This is a genomic window from uncultured Sphaerotilus sp. (genome assembly GCF_963924895.1).
In the GTDB taxonomy this organism is placed as follows: Bacteria; Pseudomonadota; Gammaproteobacteria; order Burkholderiales; family Burkholderiaceae_C; genus Sphaerotilus.
The window spans coordinates 19,410-44,187 of record NZ_CAWURG010000041.1; the positions used below are offsets into that span (position 1 = coordinate 19,410).

Here is a 24,778-nt window from a genome sequence, read left to right on the forward strand (position 1 = left end):
GCGAACCGGCTGGCGGTGTTGGCGGTGCTGGCGCGGTCAGTGCATCAGCGCATCGACGCCGGCGACCGCCAGATCGTGGGCCGGCAGGTGCTCCTCCAGCCAGCCGAGGTCCAGCCCGAGGTGGACCACCAGATCCCCCTGCACCGACAGCAGCCCCTCCGAGACGGGGCGACCGCTTTCCCGGCAGTCCGCCACCACGCTGGCCAGACGCAGCACCGCCGCCAGTCGGGAGAACGGCTTGGCCTCCATCGGCTGCGAGGTGGCGCGGAAGGCCTCGACCAGCACGGCCGGGAATTGCCAGTGCCGCGCCAGTTCGGCCGTGATCTCGGGGTGGGCCACGCCGAATTGCACGGTCTCGAAGCCGATGCGGCTGTCCAGTTCCTGCGCCTGCGCACCGGCCTGCCGGGCATGGTCCGGGTCGACCATCCACATCAGCAGCTGCCCCGTGCGCAGCATCAACCCGCCCAGGTAGGCCATGTCCTCGTCCAGATCCAGCGCGCGGGCGATTGGCTGGGCATAGGCGGCCACGGCCAGCGTGCCGCGCCAGAAGCTCAGGCGGTCAAAGCCCTGTATCGCGGGAAACGCACCAACCATGCTCGCCGAGAGCGTCAGGTCGCGCAGCACGCGCATGCCCAGCGATGCGGAGGCATCGTTGAGTGACGTGACCGTGTGCGAGGGCGAATAGCGCGAAGAGTTCGCCAGCCGCAGCACCTTGGCCGCCAGCGTCTGGTCGCGGCCGATCAGACCCGCGATTTCCGGCAGCGGCAGGTCGTCGCGGTCGAAGGACTTGAGCAGCTTGTGTGCCACTTCCGGCATGGCAGGAAGCGTGCTGGCGCGCTGGACAAACGGGGCAATGCTGGACGGGCAGGTCATGGGCACAGTCAGGCTCCTCGGTCGATGGGTGGGGTGCCCACGTCATCGACCGGCACGAAGCTGACTTGAGCAGGGAGTTTCCCGGCGCTACGGTTCACCTCTACAACGGATTGCGCCTGAATTGATCAATTCGAACACCAGTTCGGGTGCCATGGATGGCGATTGATCCAGAAACCTGCAACCGCCGACCATCATGAATCCGCAAGGAATGGACCAAGGAACGCATCATTTCCACTCCATCCAGGGAAAAACACTGTGCCAGAAGTCTCGATCATCCTGCCGACCTACAACCGCGTTGACGTGATCGGGCGCGCGATCGCCAGCATCGTGGCTCAGTCCCACCGCGACTGGGAGCTGCTGGTGATCGACGACGGATCGAGCGACGGCACCATCGAGCGACTCGAGGGACTGGACCCGCGCATCCGGTTCATCCGCCAGGCCAACCAGGGCGTGGCGGGGGCCCGCAACACCGGGCTGTCGGCTGCCACCGGGCACTTCATCGCCTTCATGGATTCGGACGACGAGTGGCGGCCGCAGTTTCTCGCGCTGACCACCGCCTACCTGCGCGCCCATCCGGACCAGCACTGGGTGGCCACCGAATCCCACGAGGACCTGGGGGACGGCTCGGCGCCCATCCACCACAGCCGCTACGACATCGGCCACATCTACCTCGGCTTTGCCCGCTCGATCGGCTCACGCTCGCTGGAGTTGCCGCCCGGAGTCGATGACGACTACCTGCGCATCTACGAACACAAGGAAGCGGTCGGCGCGTGGGGACGCGAGGCCCTGCGAGACCTGGGGCTGCAGCACGCCACGGTCTACAGCGGCCACACCCTCCCCCACCTGCGCTGGGGCTACCTCAACTGGCTGCCGGCCACCGTCTGCACACGCCACGCCATCGAGACCGCCGGCCACTTCTCGGTCGCCCACCGCAGCGCCGAAGACCTGCGCTACTTCGCCATCCTGTCGCGCCACTTCCGCTCCAACCTGATCGCCGTGCCGCTGGCCATCAAGTACGAGCGGGCTGGCGGCAACCAGACGCTGGCGCAATCCCATCTGGCCACCGGCGCCGGCGCCTACCGGTTCGAGGTCAACAAACTGTCGTGCTTCGACGAGAACTTCGGGCCGCAGGCGAACACCGACCCCGAGATCCGCCTGCTGCGCCGGCACTACGGTCTGGCGGTGGCGCACCGCGCGCTGAGCGCCGGTCACCGCGAGGTCGCCATTCAGCACCTGCAACAGGCCGCGGCCTGGCGACCGATCCTCTGGAAAGCGTGGCCGATGCGCGCCCTCGCCTTCGCGGTCCCGAGTCCCCGCGGCGCGGCGGTGGTCTACAACGGCTGGCTGCGGGTGTTCGACATCGGCGCCCGACTGGCCACGGGCCGGCTCCAGCCCGGTGTCCTGCTGCACAAGGCCTGGCTGCGGCTCACCGGCCGCGCCGCGCGCCCCACCGCGCCGGCCGCTGCCGGCTGCACGCTGACCGATTCCGCGCTGGCCAGTCTGGAGATGCGCGACCCGCAGGCGGAGCCCATGCATCCGCAGTGAGGCGTGTCCCAGGACGGCCACTCACTCCAGCGGTCGCAGCGCTACCAGCTCGGCCGGGGTCAGCACCCGCAGGTGCAGCTCCCCGTCGTGCATGGCCAGCCCGTGCAGCTCGATCGACTTCTGCGTCTGCAGCAGGCGCACCAGATAGCCAAGGATGGCCGCGTCCACCACTTGCCCCGGCACCAGCACCGGAATCCCCGGCGGGTACGGCACGATCTGGTCGCAGCACACACGCCCGACTAGCGCCGCATTAGGCTGGCCCGCGTCGTCCAGCACCGGCAGCCGCTCGCCCGCCTCGTAGAACGCATCGCGCGGCAGGCAGGCCAGGCGCGTGAAATGCGGGATCTTCGGCAGCCGCGTGGTCGGGCGCGGCGTGCGGCGCTCCTTCTGCGCCTGCTTGGCCAGGCGAAGCATCGCGTCGAACAGCCGCGACACCTTGCTGCGCGTCGTGCCGATGGTCAGCAGCAGCGTCAGCGTGCTGTGGGTGTTCTTCTCGATCTGGAGGTTGAAGCGCTCGATCAGCTCGTCGCGCAGCTCGTCCGCGCCCCAGCCGGAGGCCGAGATGTCGATCGTCAGCTTGGTCGGGTCGAGCCGGATGCCGTCGCCGCGCACCTCGTCGGACAGCAGATCGTCCAGTTCCAGCACCCGGAACGCGCCCGTCGCGTTGATCTTCTCGCGCAGCTCGGCGGCGAATTTCAGCGAACGGTCGAGCAGCTTGTAGCCCTCCATCACCGCCTGCTTGCGCGCCACGTCGAGGCTGGCAATCAGGCCGTACTGCGGGCTGGTCGAGGCGTGCATGTTGAAGTTCTCGCGGAACAGGTGCTCGTCGAAGTCCGGGTCGTTCACGTGGATCATGCTGGCCTGCGAGAAGGCGGACAGCACCTTGTGGGTGCTCTGCGTCACGTAGTCGGCGCCGGCCTCCAGCGCGGTCGGGCGCAGTTCGGGGTGGAACCGGGCGTGGCCGTACCAGGCTTCATCGACGATGACCTTGATGCCGGCCGCGTGCGCCGCCGCGATGATCGGCGCGAGGTCGTAGCGCAGGCCGTCGTAGGTGCAGCTCGTCAGGATCAGCACCTTGGCGTCCGGGTGGTCGGCGATTGCCTGCAGCACCCGCGCCCGCGGCACCGGCCCGAACAGCCCGTGGCGCTCGTTGACGGACGAGTCCAGGTACACCGGCCGCGCGCCCGACAGGATCACGCCGTGGTGCACCGACTTGTGGCAGTTGCGGTCCAGCAGCAGCAGGTCGCCGGGGGCGAGCAGCGTCTGGAAGATGACCTTGTTCGATGTGGAGGTGCCGTTGGTGGCGAAGTAGGTCTTGCGCGCGCCGAAGGCCTGTGCGGCCAGGCGCTGCGCCTGCGCGATCACGCCGGTCGGGTGCAGCAGCGAGTCGAGCATCGGCACCGACACGGACAGGTCGGCGCGCAGCATCTGCTCGCCCACGAAGGCGTGGAAGTCGCTGACCCAGGGGCTGGCCTTGTACGAGTCGCCGCCCGCGTGGCCGGGGGTGTGCCAGCTGTCCTTGGCCTGCGCGACGTAGTGGCGGAGCTGGTCGTAGAACGGGGTGGCCGCGGTCTGCGCCACCTCGGCGGCCAGGATGCGCAGCCAGCCGGCGTGGTCGGTCTCGCCGCGGAAGAAGTAGCCGTCTACCGCGTCGCCCGCCAGTTCCTCCACCAGCAGCCGGGTGTCGTCGTCCTCCAGCATCAGGTAGAGCGACAGCTCCGGGCGCAGCCGGTTGATGGCCTGCGCGAGGTGCACGGCGCTGCGGTCGGCGGCCCCGTGGTGGTCGATCAGCACGACATGGAGATCGCCGTCGCGGCGCACGGCGTCGAGGGCCGGCTCGCCCGGGTCGCTGGCGAGGGCGCTCAGTGACACGGGGTCGTCCGGTCGTGCGGCGGCGTTCAGCGCGGCGACGATCTGCGCGCGTCGGGAAAGGTCATCGCTGACGACGAGGATGTGACTGACAGGCTGCATGGCGGAATAATGCATGAGCGCCGGGTGTGCGAGGGGGTCGATCGCACCGGCATCGCACCATGCGCAGGTCCAGCGGCGCCATCCACCAAGGAGTTCCAGATGTCGACATCCACCCCAGTAGCGACCGGGATGACCGTCGAGCAGGCGTTCACCGCCCTCGTTGCCGACAGCCTGACCCAGTTGCAGCACCATGCCTCTGGCGTCAGCAAGGGCGTGGACCCGGAAAGCGTCCACCAGATGCGGGTCGGTCTGCGCCGGCTGCGCCTGGCGCTGCGCCTGTTCCGCAAGTGGATCACCGCGCCGCCGGACCTGCTGGCGGAGCTGGACTGGCTGGGTGTCCGGCTCGGTGCGGCGCGAGACGCTGATGTGCTGGCCGACACCACACTGGCCTCCGTGGCGCGCACCTGTCCGCCCGACGAGGGCATCGTGGCCCTGCAGGAGGCGGCAAGGCGCCATGCGCAGGCCATGCACAAGCTGGCCGCGATCGCGGTGAAATCGGCCCGCTGCGCGCGTCTGGTGCGGGACCTGACCGCGTGGCACCAGGGCGCACCGTGGCAAGCCACCGCGGACGACGCTCTGCTGAAGGACTTGCACCGGTCCATCGGCCCACCCGCAGCGCGGATGCTGCGCCGGCGCCACGCCCGGCTGGTCGAGATCGGCAAGGCCCTGCACCCTGATCTGCCCGCCGAACGCCACCGGCTCCGGATCGCCGCGAAGAAGCTGCGCTATGCGACGGAGTTCTTCCAGACCCTGCCGGCGGCGAAACACACCCGGCGGCGCCTGCGCCGACTCGGCAAGCTCCTGGACCTGCTGGGCAGTCTCAACGATGCCGCAGTCGCGGACCGGCTGCTGCACGACCTCGTCCTGCGCGATCCGGCGCTGGCGGGCAGCGCTTCGTTCGCGCGGGGCTACCTGTGCGCCACCACCGCGCAGCGCCTGCCGGAGTTGGCGCCTTGCTGGCACCGGCTCCTGGCGGAGTGGCCAAGCTGATCCGCGGTGGGTGGCGGGACGCCCTCAACCGCCGAGCATCTCCAGCAAGGTCCGCCCCACCACCTTGGTCGCCCGGCGCAGGTCTTCCAGCACCAGATGCTCGTCCGCCCGCTTGGCGTTGGACTCGCGCACCGTGCGCGGCCCGGCACCATAGATCACCGCGGGAATGCCGCGCTCGCAGTACAGGCGGACGTCGGTGTAGAGCGGCGTGCCCGACACCGGGATTTCCTCGCCGAAGACCGCCGCGCCGTGCTTGGACAGCGCGTCCACCAGCGGCTGGTTGCCCGGCAGCGGCTGCAGCGCGTGCGCCATCAGCAGGCGGCGGATGTCGACCGACACGCCCGGCCGGGTCGCCGCCGCCTCGGTGATGACACGGCGGATGTCGGCTTCGACCTCGGCCGAGTGTTCCTCGGGGATCATGCGGCGGTCGAGCTTGAGCACGACCTTGCCGGGGATGACGTTGGTGTTGGTGCCGCCCTGGATCAGGCCGACGTTGATGTACGGGTAGTCGATGCCCGGCACCTTGGAGCGAATCGTCGCCTTGTAGCGCGCGTTTTCCGCGTACAGCGCGTTCAGGATCGCCACCGCGCCCTGCAGCGCATCGACGCCGCTCTCCGGGATCGCCGCGTGCGCCATCACGCCGTGGACGGTGACCTCCATCTGCAGGCAGCCGTTGTGCGCCGTGACGATCTGGTAGCTGAAGCCCGCCGCGATCTCGTAATCGGGTTTCGTCAGGCCGTGTTTCAGCAGCCAGCCGGGGCCGAGTTCACCACCGAACTCCTCGTCGTAGGTGAAGTGCAGCTCCACCCCGCCCTTCAGCGCCACGCCCTGCGCCCGCAGCGCTTCGATCGCGCGGGTGGCGAAGGTGAAGGTCGCGAAGTCGCACTTGCTCACCGCGGAGGCGCGGCCATAGAGCTTGCCGTCGACGATCTCGCCACCGTAGGGGTCGTGGGTCCAGCCTTCGCCCGGCGGGACCACGTCACCGTGGGCGTTCAGCGCGATGACCGGGCCGCCGGCGTCATAGGCGCGGCGCACGATCAGGTTGGTGATCGACTCCAGCCCGTAGTCGCGGACCTCCTGCTCGGGGACCGCGTGCTTCTCGGCGTCGAAACCGAAGCCGGCCAGCAGCTCGGCGGTGCGCTCGGCGTGCGGCGCGTTGTTGCCGGGCGGGGTGTCGGTGGGCACTTGCACCAGCGCTTGCAGGAAGCGCACCTCGTCATCGAAATGGGCGTCGATCCAGGTGTCGAGCTGGGCGAAGCGGTCGGGGGTCTGGGTCATGCGGAGTGCTCCGTGTTCAGTTGTTCGAGCAGGTCGGCGAAGGCGCGCACGGCCAGCTCGGTGTCGTCGTTGGTGGTGGATTCGAGCGGGTTGTGGCTGATGCCGCTGTTCAGGCCGCGCACGAAGAGCATGGCCTGCGGCATCAACTCGTGCAGCTTCATCGCGTCGTGGCCGGCGCCGCTGGGCAGGCGGTGCACGGGCAGGCCGGTCGCGGCCACGGCCCGTTCCCAGCGCGCCTGCCACGCCGGATCGCTCGGGGCAGCCGAAGCGCGCATCGTCTCGTCGAGTGCCACCGACACGCCGCGCCGCGCGCAGATGGCCGCGAGTTCGGTGCGCACGTCGTGCAGGCAGGCATCCCGCGCCGCGTCGGTCGTCGCCCGAATGTCCAGGCTGAAGCGGCAGCGGCCGGGCACGACGTTGATCGAGCCATTCGGCACCTCAAAGATGCCGACCGTGCCGACCACCTGCGGCACCGAAGCCGCGCGCCGCTCGACGAACAGCGCCAGCTCGGCCACGGCGAGCGCAGCGTCGCGGCGGCGGTCCATCGGCGTGGTCCCTGCGTGGCTGGCCATGCCGGTGACTTCGCCGACGAAGCGCACGCTGCCGTTGATCGAGGTCACCACGCCCAGCGGCAGGTCCAGCTCCGCGAGCACCGGCCCTTGTTCGATGTGGACCTCGACAAAGCCGAGGTAACGCGCCGGATCGCGCTGCAAGGCAGGAATGTCGTCCACGCACAGGCCGGCGTGCTGCATCGCGGCGCGCATCGTCACGCCGTCCGCGTCCTGCTGGTCGAGCCAGGCCGGATCGAACTGGCCGACCAGCGCGCCCGAGCCGAGGAAGGTCGCCTTGTAGCGCTGGCCCTCCTCCTCCGCGAAGCCGACCACCTCGATGCCGAAGGGCAGCCGGCGCCCGGCGCGGTGCAGTTCGGCCACCACCGCCATCGGCACGAGGATGCCCAGGCGCCCGTCGTACTTGCCGCCATTGCGCACGGTGTCGTAATGGCTGCCGGTGAGCAGGCGCGGCGCGGCGCGGTCGCTGCCGTGGGAGCTGCCGTGGTACACGCCGACGACATTGCCGACCGCGTCGATCTCGACCTCGTCAAAACCGCAGTCGGCCTTCATCCAGTGCGACAGCCGCTGGGCGCAGGCGCGGTGTGCGTCGGTCAGGTAGGTGACGGTCAGCTCGCCGCGCTCGGCGTAACCGGGGTCGCTGTGCTGCGCGAGCCGCTCGGCCCAGTCCCACACACGGTTGCCCAGGTCCGGTGACACGCCGAACTTGTCGTTCAGCCGGATCTCGGCGATGCGGTGGATGTTGCGCAGGCACTCGTCGCGCTCGAAGTCCACCGGGTTGCCCAGGCGGCGGGCGAAGGTGGCGATGATCTCGTGCCGGTCCAGCCCCAGACCACGCGGTCCGCGCACGGCGAGGATGAAGGGGAAACCGAACCGGGCGTTGTAGTCGGCGTTGAGCTGCAGGAGCTGCGCGAACTCGGCGGGCGTGCAGTCGGTGAGACCCGCCTTGCCCTGCTCGTTGGTGGACTCGGCGGTGAGCGTCTTCGACACCATCGCCTTGCCCGCCAGTTCCGGGTGGGCGCGGATCAGCGCCAGCTGCGGCGCCACCCCGGCCTCGCGCACGACGGTGACGAGCGCGTGTTTCAGCCCGGCCAGACTGGCCAACGGGCGCAGCGCGGCGGCGCGTTCGGCGATCCAGGGCGAGTGTTCGTAGGTGCCGTCCAGCAGCGCGACAAACGCGTCGGCTGGGGCGGCATTGAGTTGTTCGATCGTCAGCGGCATGGGGCTCATCGGGTGCTCATTCCCACACGAAGGCGGTGTCGGCGTTGAAGGGATGCGCCTGCTGCCAATGGCGGGCGATGTCGATGCGGCGGCACACCCAGACGCGGTCGTGCTGCTGCACATGGTCGAGGAAGCGCTGCAGCGCCAGCATCCGGCCCGGTCGCCCAAGGATGCGGCAATGCATGCCGATGCTCATCATCGACGGCCGCTCGTCGCCTTCCGCGTAGTGCACATCGAAGGCGTCGCGCAGGTACTCGAAGAACTCGTCGCCGTGGCTGTAGCCCTGCGGCAAGGCGAAGCGCATGTCGTTGCAATCGAGCGTGTACGGGACGACGAGGTGCGGGGCGAGCGCGCCGTCGGTCTTCCTCACCTGCAGCCAGAACGGCAGGTCATCGCCGTAGTAGTCGCTGTCGTAAGCGAACCCGCCGTGGTCGGCGACGAGGCGGCGCGTGTTGGGGCTGTCGCGGCCGGTGTACCAGCCGAGCGCGCGTTCGCCGGTCAGCCGCTCGATGATCGCCATCGCCTCGTCCATGTGGGCGCGCTCGGTGGCTTCGTCGATGTTCTGGTAGTGGATCCACTTCAAGCCGTGGCAGGCGATCTCGTGGCCCAGTTCGCGGAACGCCGCCGTCACCTCGGGCGAACGCTGCAGCGCGCTGGACACGCCGAAGATCGTCAGCGGCAGGCCACGCCGCTCGAACTCCCGCAGGATGCGCCAGACGCCGACACGCGAGCCGTATTCGTAGATGCCCTCCATGCTCAGGTGGCGCGCCGGGAAGGCGGGCGGGTTGAACATCTCGGAGAGGAACTGCTCGCTGCCGGCGTCGCCGTGCAGCACCGAGTTCTCGCCGCCCTCCTCGTAGTTCAGCACGAACTGCACGGCGACCCGGGCCTGCCCCGGCCACTGCGCGTGCGGCGGATTGCGGCCGTAGCCGATCAGGTCGCGGGGATAGCGGGGCGTGGCAGTGTGCATGGCGGCGGCGGGTTGACGTGTATTCCAAAGTGTATACACTTTGTCCGCCACTGCAAATACCCGCCAAAGGACACCGATGGGCCACCTCAGCACCCACGTACTCGACACGATGAACGGCTGCCCCGCCGCCGGCATGGCCGTGCGCCTGGAACGTGTGCACGCCGACCGCGTCGAGACGGTCAAGACCCTGCAACTGAACCACGACGGCCGCAACGATGGCGGCCCGCTGCTGAACGCGCAGGAGATGGCGGTCGGCCGCTACCGGCTGGTGTTCGCGGTGGCGGCGTACTTCCGGGCGCGGGGCGTGGTGCTGCCGGAGCCGGCATTCCTCGATGAGGTGCCGATCGACTTCGGCATCGCCGACGCGGCCGGCCACTACCACGTGCCGCTGCTGGCCAGCCCGTGGGCGTATTCGACGTACCGCGGGTCTTGAGCAAGCATCGCTTGAAACTTTTTGGCACAGAGCTTGCTTTTCAGCTCCCGGCCAGCAAGCCCTCCCCGTTTTCGACACCCCCTGAAAGCCCTCGAATGAAGCACTTCCTCCTCAGCGCCACCGTTGCCAGCGTCGCACTGCTTTGCGGCCACACCAACGTGCTGGCCCAATCTTCGGTGAACCTGTATGGCCTGATCGACCTCAGCGTCGGCTCGAACAAGGCGCCCGGTGGCGTCCGCCAGCGCGACGTCGACAGCGGCAAGATGACCACGAGCTACCTGGGCTTCAGCGCCACCGAAGACCTCGGCAGCGGCCTGTCCGCCGTGGTCCGGATGGAGCACTTCCTGCGCGCGGATACCGGTGAGGCCGGTCGGTTCGGCGGCGACGCGTTCTGGGCCCGCAACGCCTACGTGGGCCTGTCCAGCAAGGCCGCGGGCACGGTGACCCTCGGGCGCAACACCACGCCGCTGTTCGTCTCGACCCTGCGGATGAACGCCTTCGGCGACTCCTTCGGCTACTCGCCCAGCATCCGACACTTCTTCACCAGTGGCACGGTCACGGGCGACACCGGCTGGAGCGACTCCGTCCTGTACATGAGCCCGCGCTGGGGCGGCTTCAGCTTCGCGTTGATCGGCGCGCTGGGCGAAGGCAGCAACGGCCGCAACTGGGGCGTGAACGCCGGCTACGCCGACGGCCCGGTCGCCGCGACCGTGACCATGCAGAGCGTCAAGAAAGACGGCGCCACCCCGGTGGCCGACACCCGCACCTGGCAAGTCGGTGGCAGCTATGACTTCGGCGCCGCCAAGCTGTTTGGCCAGTACGGCCGCGTGAAGAACGAGACCGTCGTCAACCAGTACCGCATCACCGAGATCGGCGCCAAGGTGCCGGTGGGCGCGGGTGCCGTGCTGGCGCAATGGGGCCAGATCAAGCCGGACACGGGCGCGAAGCGCGACACGCTGTCGCTGGGCTACGACCACTCCCTCAGCAAGCGCACGGACGTGTACACCGTCGCCATGCGCGACCATGTGGCCGGCCTGTCCACCGGCCTGAGCTACGCGCTGGGCGTGCGCCACCGCTTCTGATCGGTGCATCCACCCGGGTGTCGGGTAACTCCGCATCCAATTGGTGCACAGAGCTGTATACAGTTTGTCCACGTCGCCGCGGAGCCCCGCTGTCCAGCGCGGTTGCGACGTTTTCTCCTCACAGAGCCCGCTGTGGTGGGGGGATGGTCCGGTGCCTCGGCACCGGGCTGTCCTAGCCCGTTGAGGATCTGATGGAAGCCTACCTGCTCGACTGGGCCAACCTGCTGCTGCGCTGGGTCCACGTCATCACGGCGATCGCCTGGATTGGCTCGTCGTTCTACTTCGTCTTTCTCGACAACAGCCTGACCCCGCCCGAAGACCCTGCCCTGCGCGACAAGGGCGTCGGCGGTGAACTGTGGGCCGTGCACGGCGGCGGTTTCTACCACCCGCAGAAATACCTCGTCTCGCCCAAGAAGCTGCCCGAGCACCTGCACTGGTTCTACTGGGAGAGCTACTCCACCTGGCTGACCGGCTTTGCGCTGTTCACGGTGCTCTACCTGTTCAACGCCGGCACCTTCCTGATCGACAAGAGCGTGTTCGACTGGTCGCCCATGGCAGCCATCGGCACGGCGCTCGGTTTCCTCGCCACCTTCTGGGTGGTCTACGACGTCATCTGCCGCGCTTTCGGGCAGAAGAAGAACGGCGACCTGATCGTCGGCGTCGGGGTGTTCGCGTTCGTGGTGTTCGCGGCGTGGCTGGCCTGCCAGTTGTTCGCCGGGCGCGCCGCCTTCCTGCTGGTGGGCGCGATGATGGCCACGTCGATGAGCGCCAACGTGTTCTTCTGGATCATTCCCGGCCAGCGCACCGTCGTCGCCCAACTGCGCGCCGGCCAGCCGGTCGAAGCCATCCACGGCCAGCGCGCCAAGCAGCGCAGCGTGCACAACACCTACTTCACGCTGCCGGTGCTGATCGCGATGCTGTCCAACCACTACGGCTGGCTCTACCAGGCGCCGCACAACTGGCTGGTGCTGGTGCTGTTCATGCTGGCCGGCGCGCTGATCCGCCACAGCTTCGTCGCCCGCCACAAGCAGCTCGCCCAGGGCAAGCCGGTGTCGTGGGTCCACGCCATCGCCGGCACGCTGATCCTGGTCGCGCTGGCCGTGTGGCTCGCGCCGAAGCCGTCCGCGGCCACCGCCCAGCCCACCGCCCAGCCCACCGCCGCGGTCACCTTCGCCGAGGTGAAGGCGGTCGTCGACCAGCGCTGCGTGCTCTGCCACAACGCGCAGGTGCAGAACAAGAACATCCAGCTGCACACCCCCGAGCTGATCAAGCAGAACGCGCAGGCGATCTACCAGCAGGCCGTCGTGCTCAAGGTCATGCCGATGAACAACGCCACGCAGATCACCGACGCCGAGCGCGCGGTGCTCAAGCGCTGGTTCGAGGCCGGCGCCCCCACCGCGCCCTGATTCCCTTCCCCTGTTCCTGACCGGCTGGCGCTTCGGGCAGCCAGTCGACGCCGCTGCATTGCCCGAACAACACGAGGAGACAAGCATGACGACATCCACAGTCCACCCGGTGGACGAGAGACTGCCCACCGGCCGGCTGGCCGCGCTGGGCCTGCAGCATGTGCTGGTGATGTACGCGGGCGCAATCGCCGTGCCGCTGATCGTCGGGCGCGCGCTCAAGCTCACGCCGGAGCAGGTGGCGATGCTGATCTCGGCGGACCTGTTCTGCTGCGGGCTGGTGACGCTGATCCAGTCGCTGGGTTTCGGGCGGCTGTTCGGCATCAAGCTGCCGGTGATGATGGGCGTGACCTTCGCCGCCGTCGGGCCGATGGTGGCGATGGCCAACGCGAACGGCGGCGTGGACGGCGCGCGGGCGATCTTCGGCGCCATCATCGGCGCGGGCGTGGTCTCGATGCTGATCGCGCCGCTGATGAGCCGGCTGCTGCGCTACTTCCCGCCGGTCGTCACCGGCACCATCATCGCGGTCATCGGCATCAGCCTGATGCGTGTCGGTGTGGGCTGGGCGCTGGGCGGGCCGCCGAACCTGGCGCAGAACATCGATGTGCCCAAGCTGGTCGCGATGGTCGATGCGGCCAAGGCCACCGCCGACGCCGCGTCCGCCCCGATCAAGATCGGCCCGATCCCGATGGCCGACAACCTGAAATACGGCGCGCTCGACAACCTCGCCATTGCCGCCTTCGTGCTGGCGGTGATCCTGGGGCTGGCCAAGTACGCCAAGGGCTTCATCTCCAACATCTCGGTGCTGCTGGGCATCGTCGCGGGCTGCGTGGTCGCGGTGGCGATGGGCAAGATGGGCTTCGACAAGGTCGCCAAGGCGAGCTGGTTCGACGTCGTGCTGCCCTTCACCTTCGGCATGCCGACCTTTGACCTGCTGTCCATCCTGACCATGTCGCTGGTCATGATCGTCGTGATGATCGAGTCCACCGGCATGTTCCTGGCCCTGTCGGACATCACCGGCAAGCGCATCAACCAGAGCCAGCTCTCCGCCGGCCTGCGCACCGATGGTCTGGGCACGCTGATCGGCGGCATCTTCAACACCTTCCCCTACACCAGCTTCTCGCAGAACGTCGGGCTGGTGGGCGTGACGGGCGTGAAGAGCCGCTGGGTGTGCGTGGCCGCGGGCGTGATCATGCTGGTGCTGGGGCTGCTGCCGAAGATGGCCGCGCTGGTCGAATCGGTGCCGCAGTTCGTGCTCGGCGGCGCTGGTCTGGTGATGTTCGGCATGGTCGCTGCCACCGGCATCCGCATCCTCTCGAACGTCGATTTCAAGGGCAACCAGCACAACCTCTACATCGTGGCGATCTCGATCGGCTTCGGCCTGGTGCCGCTGGTCGCGCCGCGCTGGACGCAACAGATGGCACACGGCCTGCACCCGCTGCTGGAGTCCGGCATCCTGCTGACCTCGATCGCGGCGGTGGTGCTGAACCTGTACTTCAACGGCAGCCGGGGGGATTCGACGGCAGAGTCGGTGGAGGCGTCGAAGGCGTTCAGCGGCGGGCATTGACGCAAACCGTGTGGAGCGTCACGCCACCGTGATCTCCACCCGCCGCCCCAGCGCCCGAGCCGCCGCCTCGATGTGCTCGAAGCGCGAGGCGTGACCGAGGTCGAGCAGGCGGTCCACCTGCGGCATGTGCCAGCCAAGGCGGCGGGCCAGTTCCGCCTTGCGCACGCCCTGCTCCACCATCGCCCGGTACACGCCCAACTTCGCGCACTCCAGGGCTGACGGGCGCACCACGGGCTGCCCGACTGCCGCCTGGCTAGGCACAGGCAACGGCTTGCGGGCCTCGATGTAGAAGGCCAGCGCCGTCTCCAGCGCATCGACCGCCTGCAACAGCGCCTCGTCCTCGTCCGCGCCGAAGGTGATCGCCTCGGGCACGTCGGCGAACGTCACCAGCACGGTGTCGCCGTCAGGGGTCAGGGTCACGGGGTAGTCGAACATGGGAGTCCTCATTTCAGGCCGAGCTGGCGTTTGATGGCGGCTTCGAGGCCCTTGCCCAGCTCGGCCGTGCCGTGCATGGGCAGCGTCGTCTGCCGCCCGTTCAGGAAAACCTTCAGGTGTGAACCCTTGCCGGGCTCGAAGGTGGCACCTTGCTGCTCCAGCCACTTCTTCATCTGCTTCGAGTTCATGCCTCAAGACTAAACACATCTGTTGTGTTACGCAAGGCAATTGCAGAAGACGCAGCAGATGGCGCACGACACCGTCCACGGAATCTTGTACCCTTTGAAGGTGTACAAGATTCAGGTGACCACCATGCCCCGCACCGCCGTCAAAAACAACCTCCGCATGAGCCTGCGCATGACGCCGGAGGTCAAGACCAAGCTGCTGCGTGCCGCCTCGATCCGCAACACGGACCTGACCAACTTCGTCACCCAATCTGCGCTGCGTGAAGCCGAGGCGGTCATCCACGAAGCCGAGGTGATCCAGGTGACCGAGCGCGATTTCCAGCGCATCCTTGACCTGCTCGACAATCCGCCGCCCCCCAACGCCAAGCTGCTCGCCGCCGCCAAGGCACTGCCTGCATCGACATGACCCTGGCGTGGCACGAGGAGCCCATCTCCAAAGGGCACCCGCGGGACGTGTTCGACTGTGGCGATGCCGATCTCAACACCTATCTGAAAAAGTTCGCTCGGCAGAACCATGAGAGCGGGGGCGCCAAGACTTTTGTGGCCCTCGACGATGCCAGCGGGCGGGTCCTGGGCTTCTACAGCCTGGCACCAGCGGCTGCAGACGACGAGCGGACACCCGAGGGCATTCGCAGAGGACTGTCTCGCCATGCGGTGCCCGGCTATCGACTCGCACGCCTGGCGACAGATCTCAGCGTGCAGGGCAGCGGACTCGGCGGCCAGCTGTTGCTCGCTGCGGGTCAGCGCTGCTTGAGAGTCTCCGCTGAAGTCGGTGGCGTCGCGCTCTACATCGACGCGAAGAACGAGCGGGTGGCCGCTTGGTATGCCTCCTTCGGTGCGCAGAGCTTGCTTGGGAGCGCAGGGACATCGCCAATCTCCATGGTCATGTCGCTCAAGACCATCGCCGCGGCGCTCGCCTCGGTTGGGAAATGAATTCGACTGCGGCGCTACCGTGACTCGATGGCACCCACTGTCGTTCAATCCCTCCTGAAGAAGCTCGAAGATGCCTGGAACCAACCCATTGGCAGCTGAAGTGACCCACATCTCGCGGCACGGCTTCTGGCTGCTGCTGGGCGACGACGAGGAACTGCTGCTGCCATTCGCGCAGTTCCCGTGGTTCCGTCAGGCCACGATCGAGCAGATCACCGAGGTCGAGCGCCCTGCGCCGGACCATCTCTACTGGCCGGGGCTCGATGTGGATCTGTCTGTGGACTCCATCCGGCGGCCGGCTGACTTCCCGCTCATCGCCAAGCGGTAGGCCACGCACGCCGCTGTTCACAGGAGACCACCGTCGCGAATGATTGGTCTCACTCGCGGACCAATCGCCCGAGTCGCTGATACAGACTCGCGACCAGCGCCAGCGCCTCTTTGCTGTGATGCACCTCGCGGTGGTGCTACGCACTCCGGGCTTCAGGGGCAACCTCACCACCGGCAATGGCGAACAATTCAAAGGCCCGCTCCGTGCACCACTGTGGTGTAGGATGGTGCAATTCAATCGAGGCAGGCATGGCACTCACTACCAAACAGCATGGTCCGGCGAAGGAAGGGACACGGGCTTCAGTCACGTTCCCTGCCGATCTCTACACCGAACTGGAGCGGATCGCCGAGGAGAAGAAGGTTTCCGTGGCCTGGGTGGTCCGTGACGCGGTAGAGAAGTATGTTGAAGCGCAGTACCCGCTCTTCCGCGGCCAGCGGTGAAGGTGTCATGCAAAGCAAAACCAGAGGAAGTGGTGACACTGTGAAAACCAACACCCGTGCGATCCAGCAGAAGATTGCTCGCCTCAAAGCTGGCGGAAGTCCGCGTGTGCTTGATCTTTTCGCCGGCTGCGGCGGCATATCGCTTGGGTTCTCTGCAGCCGGATTCACCATCGCGGGTGCGGTGGAATTCGACCCGGACGCGGCGGCCTCTCATGGCCGCAACTTCCATGGTGGCAATGCAGTGCATTCGCAGGCGCGAGACATCACGAAGACTAACCCCGACCAGCTAGCGAAGGATCTTCAGGTCGGTCCGACTGCAGCCGCGTTTGACGTTCTCGTCGGCGGCCCGCCGTGCCAAGCCTTCGCCCGCGTCGGGCGGCCCAAGCTGCGTGAGGTGGATAACCACGCCGAAGCGTTCAAGCACGACCCGCGTGCCCAGCTCTACATCGACTATCTGCGATATGTCGAAGCCTTCGCGCCGCTTGTAGTCGTGGTCGAAAACGTGCCCGACGTGCTGAACCATGGCGGCCAGAACATCGCCGAAGAGATCGCCGAAGTCCTGGAAAGCAAGGGCTACATTTGCCGCTACACCCTGCTCAACGCAGCTTTCTACGGGGTCCCGCAGATGCGCGAGCGGATGATCCTGATCGCCTACCGGCGCGAGATCGCCGATGTGGTCACGTTCCCCGAGCCGACGCATTTCATTGATCTTCCCCCAGGCTATGAAGGCACGCGCTCGGTCGCGCTCAAGTTCCTTGACAGCGGGATCACCGACGACGCGCACCACTACATCCATGCACCGAAGGCAGCTCGCTCGCTACCTCCGGCTTTCACAGCCGAGCAAGCGCTCGGTGACCTGCCTGTCATTGATGCGCGCAAGCTGCTCAAAAGCGGCGTTCTGCGTCGTGGCGCTCGGCGCTTTGACGAACCTATGCCTTACGGCAAGGAGCCGCACACCGCATATGCAAAGCAGATGCGCACTTGGCCGGGCTTCGAGGCGCCTGAGGCTCTTGTCGATCACGTCATCCGGTATTTGCCGCGCGACTACCCGCTGTTCGCGCGAATGAATCCCGGCGACCAATATCCGCAGGCGTACCAGCACGCAATGGAAATGTTCGAGCAGCATTTGGCGCTACTCGCAAAGCAGGGTACGGCGGTCAAGTCTGGCTCGCAGCAATACGAAGAGATCAAAGCGTCAATCGTGCCGCCTTACGACGTGGGCAAGTTTCCAAACAAGTGGCGCAAGATGTGGCGCGACCAACCGGCGCGCACTCTCATGGCGCACCTCGGCAAGGACAGCTACAGCCACATTCACTACGACAGTAAGCAGGCCCGCACGATCTCCGTGCGCGAAGCAGCGCGTCTGCACTCTTTCCCTGACGGCTTCAGCTTCTGCGGCACGATGAACCCCGCCTTCAAGCAGATCGGCAATGCAGTCCCTCCACTGCTGGCGAAGGCCGTTGCGACGCACATCATGAAGACGCTCAAACAAACAGAAAGGGAGACGGAGAATGAACCTTGTCGAGCGCCAGCAGCGGTTTCTTGAGGCTGCGCAAAAGCATTTCGGAACATCGAAGACCGTCCGCCCGCGCGAACTGTTCGGCGTCTCCAACAGCGCCAAGATCGTAGAAGGCGGCATCCAACTCGGCGTCGTCAATCTCGAAAAACTCAAGGACGATGTCGAGGCGCTAATCTTCGGCTGCGTTTTGCGCTTCCCGCCCGAAGACGAGGTGTATTTCGCCGTCCTGGTTCGCAAGGACAGGTCCAGCTTTGTCAAGCGGCTTGCCGACATGAAGAATCTGGGCGAAGGCGCCAAGGGCGGCGACGGAGCGGAAGCTGCCGAAGCTGCCGAAGCTGTGGCTGAAGATGGCGGCGCGGCCATCAAGTACAAGAAAGACAACAATAACGTCCCTATCTACATCGCCCAGGACGGCAGGCTCTGGTTGCGCAACAAGGGCTTCTGGTCAAGCCTCGACTTCGATCGGAAGCCGCTTGAGCCTTCGATCGAGCTGGACAAGATCGTGGTCGCGCTTTATCCGCCGACGGCATCAGCGCGGCGCAGCCTGCTGGCGCGCGAATTCATCGGTTGGCTCGGCAGTCTGGTCGGCTCGCAGAAGATTCATGAGTTGCCCGTCTGGACCGAGACAGCCACGCTGAGCCCGGAGATGCGCCGCATGCCAGCCAGCATCCCTGTAGCCGAAATCGAAGCTGCCGTTAAGGCGCTAGGCGGCCATTACCCGAACAGTGAAGTGCGACGCTTCCATGCGGCTCTGAATTTCCTGCCGCATAAGCACTTTGTGATCCTGTCCGGCCTGTCCGGGACGGGCAAGACGCAGCTCGCGCTGAAGTACGCCAGGGCCGTGCATGGCCTGACCTCGAACACGGATGACGATCCTCTGATATTCGAGTGCCCGGTGCGGCCGGAGTGGACCGACCCGACTGGGCTGACAGGCTATTTCGACGTGCTGACGAACCGCTACGTCGTGCCGACATTCCTCGAAGCGGTGCTGGTTGCGACCGCGCACCGCGAGTCGCCGGTCTTCGTGATCCTCGACGAAATGAACCTAGCGCGCGTCGAGTACTACCTGTCCGACGTACTCTCCTGCATGGAAACGGAGGGCCGGCTGCAACTGCACTCGAACAGCGTGCCGCTCGAAGGCACGACGGGCGCGAGCATCCGTGCTGAGCTGCCGCTACCCGCCAACCTGTTCATCATCGGCACGATCAACGTCGATGAGACGACGAACCCGGTCAGCGACAAGGTTCTCGACCGCGCATCGGTGATCGACATGTCCACGGTCGATGTGCCTGGCTTCCTGGTTTCGCTCGAAAGCCGTCATCCCGAGCTGAAAGATGCCCGCACAGCGTCCGAAGCCAAGCTCATAGAAATCCACGGTTTGATGCAGCAATACGGGCTCGGCTTCGGCTACCGGCTGATTGAGGAATTCGTGCGGTATCACGCTTTCGACGCGAAACATATCGGCAGCGCCGCGACCGATGTCACTGACCAGTTGCTCGTGCAGAAGGTACTGGTGAAGCTTCGTGGTGCCGAGCGGCAGCGCACATTGCTTACTGGCCTGGACAAGGCCTGCCAGGGCCTTCCGCGCGCGCAGGCGTTCTTACAGAAGTTGCTCGCCGACCTCGACGATTTCGGTTCGTTCCAGGCGATGCGGTGAACCGTGACTGCGCTCTACATCCAAGCAGAAGGCGGCGGACCGGCGTGGCAGGTCTGGCCCGTGCCGGAAGCAGTGCCACCTGGGGCAGTACGGGAAGGGGCGTCCTATCTCTTTGAACTGCGCGACAGTGACGACGCGCTTGCCGCCGACCTACTGATCGACGATGCGCCGGTCGAAGCGCTGCGGTCGCGCGAACCCCGCAACGCTCGCTGGCGCTGGCAGCCTGGCTTTCATGCCGGCACGGTCGAAGCCGTGCTGCGCGTACCGGGTATCGGGGCGCGCCGCTTCGAGGTCACAACCGACCCCGACCTGCGCAAGCTCACGCGCAACGACTTCGATGCAATGGTGCGCGAAGTCCTCGAAGACACCTTCGCCCTGTTCTCGTTGAGCGCGTTTCGGAAAGGTATTGCGCGCCAGCCAAGCAACCGGCCGCCGCCACTGGCCCGTCTCGAGTTCCTGCGCTCGCGTGCCGAAGCCATCGTCGCGACGGTGGAAGCGATCGCCCGTGCCCCGCGTCACTACCTGCGCGCAGAGGACCTCACGGTTCCGGTGCATCGCGCCACGCGCGCGACTGGCCCCGAAATCATCAAATCCTTCCGGTCAGGGGTAATCAGGACCGAAACGGTACAGCCTTCACGTCTGCCGGTCGCGCTGAAGGGTCGCCTGCCGGCGCACATCACGCTACGGCAGCGACGCAACAGCGTGGACATCCCCGAACACCGGCAGATCAAAGCCTGCCTGCACTCCTGGGCGGCATGGCTGTCCGGTATCGCCGAGCTGCTGGCAAAGACGGGTGTGACCGACGATGTCGAGAGCATCACTACGACGGGCAGTTGGGCCGTGCGGACGCGGCGCATCTCGCGGCGACTCAACGATGTTGCAGCGGCCGGATTCATGGCTGAAGTCGGCGAGGGGCCGGCGCTACTGCGCATGTCCTCGCTGTTCCGCAACGATCCGGTCTACCAACGCTTCTATCGCCTCTGGCAGGACATGAATCTCGGCCTCGCCGCGCTGTTCGGCGACTTCCTACAGATGCCGCTGGCCCGGACCTATGAGCTGTACGAGCTGTGGTGCTTCATGCGCCTGCTGCGCGCTGCCGTCGAGGAATACGGCGCCACGGGTGTGGACCTGAGCAATCTATTCCTCAGCGAGGCGGGCGGCGGAGTAACGATCGCGGCAGGCGCCATCACGGTGCCAATTGGCGGCGACCGAGTGCTGTGCTTCCAGCGTCAATATCGCGAATATTGGGTGGAGGACAGCCGCGAAGGCAGCTTCAGCCGGACGATGGTGCCCGATGTCGTGCTAGCGGGCAGCGGCATGGGCAGCCCGGAGCGGCGCGTGATCGTGCTCGATGCGAAGTACCGTATCAACGCCGGCCTCAACGATGCGCTGAACTCGATCCATACCTACCGCGACGCGCTCGTCCAAGAGGTGGCCAGCGGCCGGACCGAGGGCATCGTGACGGCCGCCTACCTGCTCACACCGCATGTGCCGTTGGGGCTGCAGGCGGACTTCAAGGCCACGTCCGTGCCAGGTCGTCTCTTCCATCCGGAGTACCGTGAGAAATTCCGTTTCGGTGCAGTGACGCTGCGCCCCGGCATGTCGGGCGAAGAACTGCGTGGCTGCTTGCGCGCCGTAGTCGCGGACGCAGGAGCGTGAATGGCCGACGTGCTCACGCCCGAACAGCGCCGACTCAATATGAGCCACATCCGAGGCAAGGACACGAAACCCGAGATGCAGATGCGGCGGGGGCTGCCTGCGCGCGGGCTGCGGTACAGGTTGCATGACCGCTCACTGCCCTGTCGACCCGATCTCGTCCTCCCGAAGTACAACTAAGTAGTGTTCATTCATGGCTGTTTCTGGCACGCGTATGGCTGTTCGCTGTCCAACTTGCCTGAGAGCGTGTTCACGATCTCCTGAGGAGCAGAGCGAGAAACGCCAGATGGACTAACTGCAAACTGGTGTTGAGCAATCGCTCGCAGTTCTTCCACAGTCGCCGGTTCTTCTCCGGCCACGCAAAGCTGCACTCGACGATCCAGCGCTTGGGCATGACCTGGAAGGTACGCAACACACTGCACCCGACGGTATGCCCCGCCCTCGGCCGAGCGGCGGCCGGATTCGGCAAGATCCTCCAGCGCCATCACCGCAACCTGGAGCGGCCACCACCCACCCAAGCGGGCACCAAGCCAATCCACCGGTCAACCCGGTAGCATCGCTGTTACCCATGTCCAGCCTCCCTCCCCCCGCACCGCCCGCCGCCGATCACTACCAGACCCTGGGCCTGGCCCGCCACGCCGAGGCGGTCGTCGTCAAGGCCGCGTACCGGGCGATGGTCTCGGTGTACCACCCCGACCGCAACCCGGCCCCGGACGCGATCGACCGGATCCAGCGCATCAACATCGCGCACGACGTGCTGTCAGACCCGGTGAGCCGGCAGGCGTATGACGCCACGCTGAACGGCATCAGCCCGCCCCCCGCACCGGCCGACAACGACGGCCCCGATCCGCTGGCCGAGCGCTGGAAGATCGCCGCCGGCTTCTTCCCCGAGATCCGGCGGCACCACGCCCGGCTGGAGCGCCTGTCGGTCCACATGGGCGACGAGTTCCGCCTGCAGCTGCTGCAGCACCAGAACTACGCCGAGGCCGCCACCCTCGCCGACCGGCTGCGCACCGATTTCCTGGGCCGCCACTTCGGCGCCGACGCGGCCCTTCTGGCCTACGCCGAGCAGTTGCTGCAAGCCCGCGAGATCGAGGCGGCGCGTTTTGTCAGCCAGATCGTGTCGGTGCTCGGCAGCAGCGTCACGGCCGACAGCGTGCGCGAGAAGATCGAGCAGCGCTTCCCGCGCTCCGTCGGCAACGTGCGCAAGCGGGCGCTGTACGCCCGGATCGAGCAGAAGCCCGAAGGCAGCCCGCCGGACCGGGAGGCTATCCACGAACTGGTGGGCCTGTGCGGCGGGATCGTGCAGCGTTCGCTGCTGCGTGGCGGTGGCACGCTGCTGCTGGGCACACAGGACGTGAAGTTCGAGGACGACGAGGAACTGCGGCAACAAGTGGTGCGCCGCCTCGCGGCCGAGTGCGGCTGAGCGCGGCGGATCAGCCCGCCGGAATCTCCGGCTCGACCAGCAGCGCCAGCATCGCCAGCGATTGCTGCCAGCCGAGGTAGCACATCTCGGCGGGGATCACCTCCGGGATGCCCTCCTGCACGACGTGCAGCTCGGTGCCGCACAGCACCGGCTTCAGCTCCACCGTCACCGTGATGACGCCGGGCAGGTTCGGGTCATCGAACTGGTCGGTGTAGCGGATGCGCGTGTGCGGAGTCAGCTCCTGGTACTCGCCGCCAAAGCTGTGGGTATTGCCCCCGCTGAAATTGGTGAACGACATGCGGAAGGTGCCGCCGACCCGGGCGTCCATGTGGTGGACCTTGGCGGTGAAGCCGTTCGGCGGGATCCAGCGGGCGAGCGCGTCGGCGTCCAGAAACGCGCGGTAGACGCGCTCCGGGGGCGCGCGCAGGACACGGTGGAGGCGGATCGTGTGCGACATGGGGAACTCCTCGCGGGCAGTGAATCGGCAGGGAGTCACCAGCATACTGGACCGCCGCCGCCCGGCCCGCTACCCTGACCGCCTCTCCAGACTCGGCGGTGATGCGATGACAGACAAGCTCAACGATTTCGGCCTGATCGGCCTGGCCGTGATGGGCCAGAACCTGGTGCTCAACGTGGAGAGCCGCGGCTTCCAGGTCAGCGTCTACAACCGCACCACTGCGGTCACGGACGAATTCGTGGCGCAGCACCCGGGCAAGCACCTGACGGCCACGCACAGCCTCGCCGACTTCGTGCAAAGCCTGGCCCGCCCGCGCAAGGTGATGATCATGGTGAAGGCCGGCGCGGCGGTGGACGCGGTGATCGAACAACTCATTCCGCTGCTGGAGACCGACGACATCGTGATCGACGGCGGCAACAGCCTCTACACCGACACCGAGCGCCGCGATGCGTGGCTCACGCCGCTGGGCCTGCGCTTCATCGGCGCGGGCGTCTCGGGTGGCGAGGAAGGCGCGCGCAAGGGGCCGGCGATCATGCCGGGCGGGCCGGCCTCGACCTGGGCGGTGATGCGGCCGATCTTCGAGAGCATCGCCGCCGTCGCCGAAGGCCAGCCCTGCGTGCGCCACATCGGACCGGGCGGCGCGGGCCACTACGTCAAGATGATCCACAACGGCATCGAGTACGGCGACATGCAGCTCATCTGCGAGGCCTACCACCTGATGCAGTCGGCGGGCATGGCCACGCTGGAGATCGCCGAGGTCTTCAACCGCTGGAACGAGGGCGAGCTGCAGAGCTACCTGATCCAGATCACCGGCAAGGCGCTGGAGCAGATCGACCCCGAGACCGGCCGCCCCATCGTCGAACTCATCCTCGACAAGGCCGGCCAGAAGGGCACGGGCCAGTGGACGCTCATCAACGCGGCCGAGCAGGCCGTCGTGATCAGCACCATCAACGCCGCGGTGGAGGCGCGCGTGCTGTCGTCGCAGAAGGCGCAGCGCGTCGAGGCCAGCCACATCCTGCAAGGCCCGACCACGCCGTGGGCCGGCGACCAGGCCGCACGCGACGCGCTGGTGGCCAAGATCCACGACGCGCTCTACGCGGCCAAGGTCATCAGCTACGCGCAGGGGCTGGACCTCGTGCGCAGCATGAGCGCGCACAAGGGCTGGGACATCGACCTCGGCGGGCTGGCGTCGATCTGGCGCGGCGGCTGCATCATCCGGGCGCGCTTCCTGAACTACATCACCGCGGCCTACGCGGCGCAGCCCGAGCTGCAGCACCTGATGCTGGCGCCCTACTTCGCCGCGTTGCTGAACCGCACGCAGCAGGCCTGGCGCGAGGTGGTGGCGCACGCGGTGACGCAGGGCATCCCGGTGCCGGCGATGAGCGCATCACTCGGCTACTACGACAGCCTGCGCACGGCCCGTCTGCCGGCCAATCTGCTGCAAGCGCAGCGCGACTTCTTCGGCGCGCACACCTACGAGCGCATCGACAAGCCGGCCGGGCAGTGGTTCCACACCGTGTGGCCGGACGTGGTGGGCTGAACCTAAACTGATCGGCATGACGATCGCCACCACCCCCCGCCGCAGACTGCCCATCGGCTACCAGACTGCGCCGGACGGGCTTGAGCACATACCCTCCCGCCCCCACCGCCACGACCCCCAACACGATCGCCGCCGTTTTCCAATGCCTCGATGACGGCGGTGGTGGTGGTGGCGGTTGCATCAGCGGTTTGGGCAGCGCGACCGTCCCCAGCAGCTTGCCAATGACCGACACCAGCCGCCCCACAGCTCGTACAGCGAGCGGGCGTCCTTCGTGCTCTCCTGGCGCCGATAGCTGATGAAAAT

At 66.9% G+C, this 24,778-nt stretch carries 24 protein-coding genes and 1 pseudogene; 16 read left to right on the top strand and 9 right to left on the bottom strand.

Going from position 1 to position 24,778, the window contains the following annotated elements; translation table 11 throughout:
- Nucleotides 1–36 precede the first annotated feature (36 nt).
- Nucleotides 37–873, bottom strand: coding sequence for an HDOD domain-containing protein (locus AABN02_RS15150; protein WP_338415762.1), 837 nt, complete (start codon nucleotides 871–873; stop codon nucleotides 37–39).
- Nucleotides 874–1,128: 255 nt separating this feature from the next.
- Here AABN02_RS15150 and AABN02_RS15155 point away from each other — a divergent pair, with 255 nt between their 5' ends.
- Entirely contained in the window at nucleotides 1,129–2,418 is a 1,290-nt protein-coding gene (locus AABN02_RS15155; protein WP_338415763.1) for a glycosyltransferase family 2 protein, read from the top strand.
- A 21-nt stretch (nucleotides 2,419–2,439) separates the two neighbouring features.
- Here AABN02_RS15155 and AABN02_RS15160 read toward each other — a convergent pair whose 3' ends face one another.
- A complete protein-coding gene (locus tag AABN02_RS15160) occupies nucleotides 2,440–4,389 on the bottom strand; it encodes a beta-eliminating lyase-related protein (protein ID WP_338415764.1) in 1,950 nt (649 codons plus the stop codon).
- A 99-nt stretch (nucleotides 4,390–4,488) separates the two neighbouring features.
- Between AABN02_RS15160 and AABN02_RS15165 the strand changes: the two genes are divergently transcribed.
- Nucleotides 4,489–5,379, top strand: coding sequence for a CHAD domain-containing protein (locus AABN02_RS15165; RefSeq protein ID WP_338415765.1), 891 nt, complete (start codon nucleotides 4,489–4,491; stop codon nucleotides 5,377–5,379).
- Between the two features lie 24 nt (nucleotides 5,380–5,403).
- Here AABN02_RS15165 and AABN02_RS15170 read toward each other — a convergent pair whose 3' ends face one another.
- The 3 genes from AABN02_RS15170 to puuE are packed head-to-tail and all read right to left on the bottom strand — an operon-like array spanning nucleotide 5,404 to nucleotide 9,417.
- Nucleotides 5,404–6,657 carry a M20/M25/M40 family metallo-hydrolase gene (locus tag AABN02_RS15170; RefSeq protein WP_338415766.1) on the bottom strand — a complete coding sequence of 418 codons (1,254 nt, stop codon included), beginning with the start codon at nucleotides 6,655–6,657 and terminating at the stop codon, nucleotides 5,404–5,406.
- On the bottom strand, nucleotides 6,654–8,447 hold the full coding sequence (gene uraD, locus AABN02_RS15175; protein WP_338415864.1) for a 2-oxo-4-hydroxy-4-carboxy-5-ureidoimidazoline decarboxylase: 1,794 nt from the start codon (nucleotides 8,445–8,447) through the stop codon (nucleotides 6,654–6,656). Before uraD ends, AABN02_RS15170 begins: the two co-directional genes overlap by 4 nt.
- Nucleotides 8,448–8,463: 16 nt before the next feature.
- A complete protein-coding gene (gene puuE / locus AABN02_RS15180; RefSeq protein WP_338415767.1) occupies nucleotides 8,464–9,417 on the bottom strand; it encodes an allantoinase PuuE in 954 nt (317 codons plus the stop codon).
- A 76-nt stretch (nucleotides 9,418–9,493) separates the two neighbouring features.
- Between puuE and uraH the strand changes: the two genes are divergently transcribed.
- From uraH to AABN02_RS15200, 4 genes are all read left to right on the top strand, one after another.
- A complete protein-coding gene (uraH, locus tag AABN02_RS15185; RefSeq protein WP_179635196.1) occupies nucleotides 9,494–9,850 on the top strand; it encodes a hydroxyisourate hydrolase in 357 nt (118 codons plus the stop codon).
- 95 nt (nucleotides 9,851–9,945) lie between these two features.
- A complete protein-coding gene (locus tag AABN02_RS15190; protein ID WP_338415768.1) occupies nucleotides 9,946–10,932 on the top strand; it encodes a porin in 987 nt (328 codons plus the stop codon).
- Between the two features lie 191 nt (nucleotides 10,933–11,123).
- The gene (locus AABN02_RS15195; protein ID WP_338415769.1) at nucleotides 11,124–12,338 is read left to right on the top strand and encodes a urate hydroxylase PuuD; all 1,215 of its coding nucleotides are present in this window, start codon (nucleotides 11,124–11,126) and stop codon (nucleotides 12,336–12,338) included.
- A gap of 85 nt (nucleotides 12,339–12,423) precedes the next feature.
- Nucleotides 12,424–13,902: a nucleobase:cation symporter-2 family protein gene (locus AABN02_RS15200; RefSeq protein ID WP_338415770.1), complete on the top strand. Its 1,479-nt coding sequence runs from the start codon at nucleotides 12,424–12,426 to the stop codon at nucleotides 13,900–13,902.
- Nucleotides 13,903–13,920: 18 nt separating this feature from the next.
- On the opposite strand, the gene AABN02_RS15205 is transcribed toward AABN02_RS15200, so the two are convergent.
- Together AABN02_RS15205 and AABN02_RS15210 are read right to left on the bottom strand one after the other, a co-directional pair.
- Nucleotides 13,921–14,337: a type II toxin-antitoxin system HicB family antitoxin gene (locus tag AABN02_RS15205; RefSeq protein ID WP_338415771.1), complete on the bottom strand. Its 417-nt coding sequence runs from the start codon at nucleotides 14,335–14,337 to the stop codon at nucleotides 13,921–13,923.
- A gap of 8 nt (nucleotides 14,338–14,345) precedes the next feature.
- Nucleotides 14,346–14,525 carry a type II toxin-antitoxin system HicA family toxin gene (locus tag AABN02_RS15210; RefSeq protein WP_338415772.1) on the bottom strand — a complete coding sequence of 60 codons (180 nt, stop codon included), beginning with the start codon at nucleotides 14,523–14,525 and terminating at the stop codon, nucleotides 14,346–14,348.
- A 58-nt stretch (nucleotides 14,526–14,583) separates the two neighbouring features.
- On the opposite strand from AABN02_RS15210, the gene AABN02_RS15215 reads away from it, so the two are divergent.
- From AABN02_RS15215 to AABN02_RS15250, 8 genes are all read left to right on the top strand, one after another.
- Nucleotides 14,584–14,928, top strand: a complete 345-nt coding sequence (locus AABN02_RS15215) for a DUF1778 domain-containing protein (RefSeq protein WP_338415773.1) — start codon at nucleotides 14,584–14,586, stop codon at nucleotides 14,926–14,928.
- Nucleotides 14,925–15,455: a GNAT family N-acetyltransferase gene (locus AABN02_RS15220; protein ID WP_338415774.1), complete on the top strand. Its 531-nt coding sequence runs from the start codon at nucleotides 14,925–14,927 to the stop codon at nucleotides 15,453–15,455. The genes AABN02_RS15215 and AABN02_RS15220 overlap by 4 nt, the downstream gene beginning before the upstream one ends.
- Before the next feature lie 88 nt (nucleotides 15,456–15,543).
- The gene (locus AABN02_RS15225) at nucleotides 15,544–15,780 is read left to right on the top strand and encodes a DUF2442 domain-containing protein (protein ID WP_338415775.1); all 237 of its coding nucleotides are present in this window, start codon (nucleotides 15,544–15,546) and stop codon (nucleotides 15,778–15,780) included.
- A gap of 248 nt (nucleotides 15,781–16,028) precedes the next feature.
- Nucleotides 16,029–16,220 (top strand): ribbon-helix-helix protein, CopG family, encoded by a 192-nt coding sequence (locus tag AABN02_RS15230; protein ID WP_338415776.1) that lies wholly within the window; start codon nucleotides 16,029–16,031, stop codon nucleotides 16,218–16,220.
- 7 nt (nucleotides 16,221–16,227) lie between these two features.
- The gene (locus AABN02_RS15235; RefSeq protein WP_338415777.1) at nucleotides 16,228–17,766 is read left to right on the top strand and encodes a DNA cytosine methyltransferase; all 1,539 of its coding nucleotides are present in this window, start codon (nucleotides 16,228–16,230) and stop codon (nucleotides 17,764–17,766) included.
- Nucleotides 17,732–19,396, top strand: coding sequence for a hypothetical protein (locus tag AABN02_RS15240; RefSeq protein ID WP_338415778.1), 1,665 nt, complete (start codon nucleotides 17,732–17,734; stop codon nucleotides 19,394–19,396). Before AABN02_RS15235 ends, AABN02_RS15240 begins: the two co-directional genes overlap by 35 nt.
- 3 nt (nucleotides 19,397–19,399) lie before the next feature.
- Nucleotides 19,400–21,055, top strand: a complete 1,656-nt coding sequence (locus AABN02_RS15245) for a DUF2357 domain-containing protein (RefSeq protein ID WP_338415779.1) — start codon at nucleotides 19,400–19,402, stop codon at nucleotides 21,053–21,055.
- The gene (locus tag AABN02_RS15250) at nucleotides 21,056–21,232 is read left to right on the top strand and encodes a hypothetical protein (RefSeq protein ID WP_338415780.1); all 177 of its coding nucleotides are present in this window, start codon (nucleotides 21,056–21,058) and stop codon (nucleotides 21,230–21,232) included.
- A gap of 70 nt (nucleotides 21,233–21,302) precedes the next feature.
- Here AABN02_RS15250 and AABN02_RS15255 read toward each other — a convergent pair.
- Nucleotides 21,303–21,458: pseudogene (locus AABN02_RS15255) on the bottom strand (transposase); the annotation flags it as partial.
- Nucleotides 21,459–21,620: 162 nt separating this feature from the next.
- On the opposite strand from AABN02_RS15255, the gene AABN02_RS15260 reads away from it, so the two are divergent.
- Entirely contained in the window at nucleotides 21,621–22,478 is an 858-nt protein-coding gene (locus AABN02_RS15260) for a DnaJ domain-containing protein (protein WP_338415781.1), read from the top strand.
- Nucleotides 22,479–22,488: 10 nt separating this feature from the next.
- On the opposite strand, the gene AABN02_RS15265 is transcribed toward AABN02_RS15260, so the two are convergent.
- The gene (locus tag AABN02_RS15265) at nucleotides 22,489–22,935 is read right to left on the bottom strand and encodes an SRPBCC family protein (protein ID WP_338415782.1); all 447 of its coding nucleotides are present in this window, start codon (nucleotides 22,933–22,935) and stop codon (nucleotides 22,489–22,491) included.
- Between the two features lie 106 nt (nucleotides 22,936–23,041).
- On the opposite strand from AABN02_RS15265, the gene gnd reads away from it, so the two are divergent.
- Nucleotides 23,042–24,475, top strand: coding sequence for a decarboxylating NADP(+)-dependent phosphogluconate dehydrogenase (gene gnd, locus AABN02_RS15270; protein ID WP_338415783.1), 1,434 nt, complete (start codon nucleotides 23,042–23,044; stop codon nucleotides 24,473–24,475).
- The last annotated feature ends 303 nt before the right edge of the window (nucleotides 24,476–24,778 follow it).

Bases quoted from the DNA above. Each gene is read 5' to 3' on its own strand.
- AABN02_RS15150 (WP_338415762.1), bottom strand. From the start codon at position 873: ATGACCTGCCCGTCCAGCATTGCCCCGTTTGTCCAGCGCGCCAGCACG.
- AABN02_RS15160 (WP_338415764.1), bottom strand. From the start codon at position 4,389: ATGCAGCCTGTCAGTCACATCCTCGTCGTCAGCGATGACCTTTCCCGA.
- AABN02_RS15165 (WP_338415765.1), top strand. From the start codon at position 4,489: ATGTCGACATCCACCCCAGTAGCGACCGGGATGACCGTCGAGCAGGCG.
- AABN02_RS15170 (WP_338415766.1), bottom strand. From the start codon at position 6,657: ATGACCCAGACCCCCGACCGCTTCGCCCAGCTCGACACCTGGATCGAC.
- uraD (WP_338415864.1), bottom strand. From the start codon at position 8,447: ATGCCGCTGACGATCGAACAACTCAATGCCGCCCCAGCCGACGCGTTT.
- puuE (WP_338415767.1), bottom strand. From the start codon at position 9,417: ATGCACACTGCCACGCCCCGCTATCCCCGCGACCTGATCGGCTACGGC.
- uraH (WP_179635196.1), top strand. From the start codon at position 9,494: ATGGGCCACCTCAGCACCCACGTACTCGACACGATGAACGGCTGCCCC.
- AABN02_RS15190 (WP_338415768.1), top strand. From the start codon at position 9,946: ATGAAGCACTTCCTCCTCAGCGCCACCGTTGCCAGCGTCGCACTGCTT.
- AABN02_RS15195 (WP_338415769.1), top strand. From the start codon at position 11,124: ATGGAAGCCTACCTGCTCGACTGGGCCAACCTGCTGCTGCGCTGGGTC.
- AABN02_RS15200 (WP_338415770.1), top strand. From the start codon at position 12,424: ATGACGACATCCACAGTCCACCCGGTGGACGAGAGACTGCCCACCGGC.
- AABN02_RS15205 (WP_338415771.1), bottom strand. From the start codon at position 14,337: ATGTTCGACTACCCCGTGACCCTGACCCCTGACGGCGACACCGTGCTG.
- AABN02_RS15210 (WP_338415772.1), bottom strand. From the start codon at position 14,525: ATGAACTCGAAGCAGATGAAGAAGTGGCTGGAGCAGCAAGGTGCCACC.
- AABN02_RS15215 (WP_338415773.1), top strand. From the start codon at position 14,584: ATGGCGCACGACACCGTCCACGGAATCTTGTACCCTTTGAAGGTGTAC.
- AABN02_RS15220 (WP_338415774.1), top strand. From the start codon at position 14,925: ATGACCCTGGCGTGGCACGAGGAGCCCATCTCCAAAGGGCACCCGCGG.
- AABN02_RS15230 (WP_338415776.1), top strand. From the start codon at position 16,029: ATGGCACTCACTACCAAACAGCATGGTCCGGCGAAGGAAGGGACACGG.
- AABN02_RS15235 (WP_338415777.1), top strand. From the start codon at position 16,228: ATGCAAAGCAAAACCAGAGGAAGTGGTGACACTGTGAAAACCAACACC.
- AABN02_RS15240 (WP_338415778.1), top strand. From the start codon at position 17,732: ATGAACCTTGTCGAGCGCCAGCAGCGGTTTCTTGAGGCTGCGCAAAAG.
- AABN02_RS15250 (WP_338415780.1), top strand. From the start codon at position 21,056: ATGGCCGACGTGCTCACGCCCGAACAGCGCCGACTCAATATGAGCCAC.
- AABN02_RS15260 (WP_338415781.1), top strand. From the start codon at position 21,621: ATGTCCAGCCTCCCTCCCCCCGCACCGCCCGCCGCCGATCACTACCAG.
- AABN02_RS15265 (WP_338415782.1), bottom strand. From the start codon at position 22,935: ATGTCGCACACGATCCGCCTCCACCGTGTCCTGCGCGCGCCCCCGGAG.
- gnd (WP_338415783.1), top strand. From the start codon at position 23,042: ATGACAGACAAGCTCAACGATTTCGGCCTGATCGGCCTGGCCGTGATG.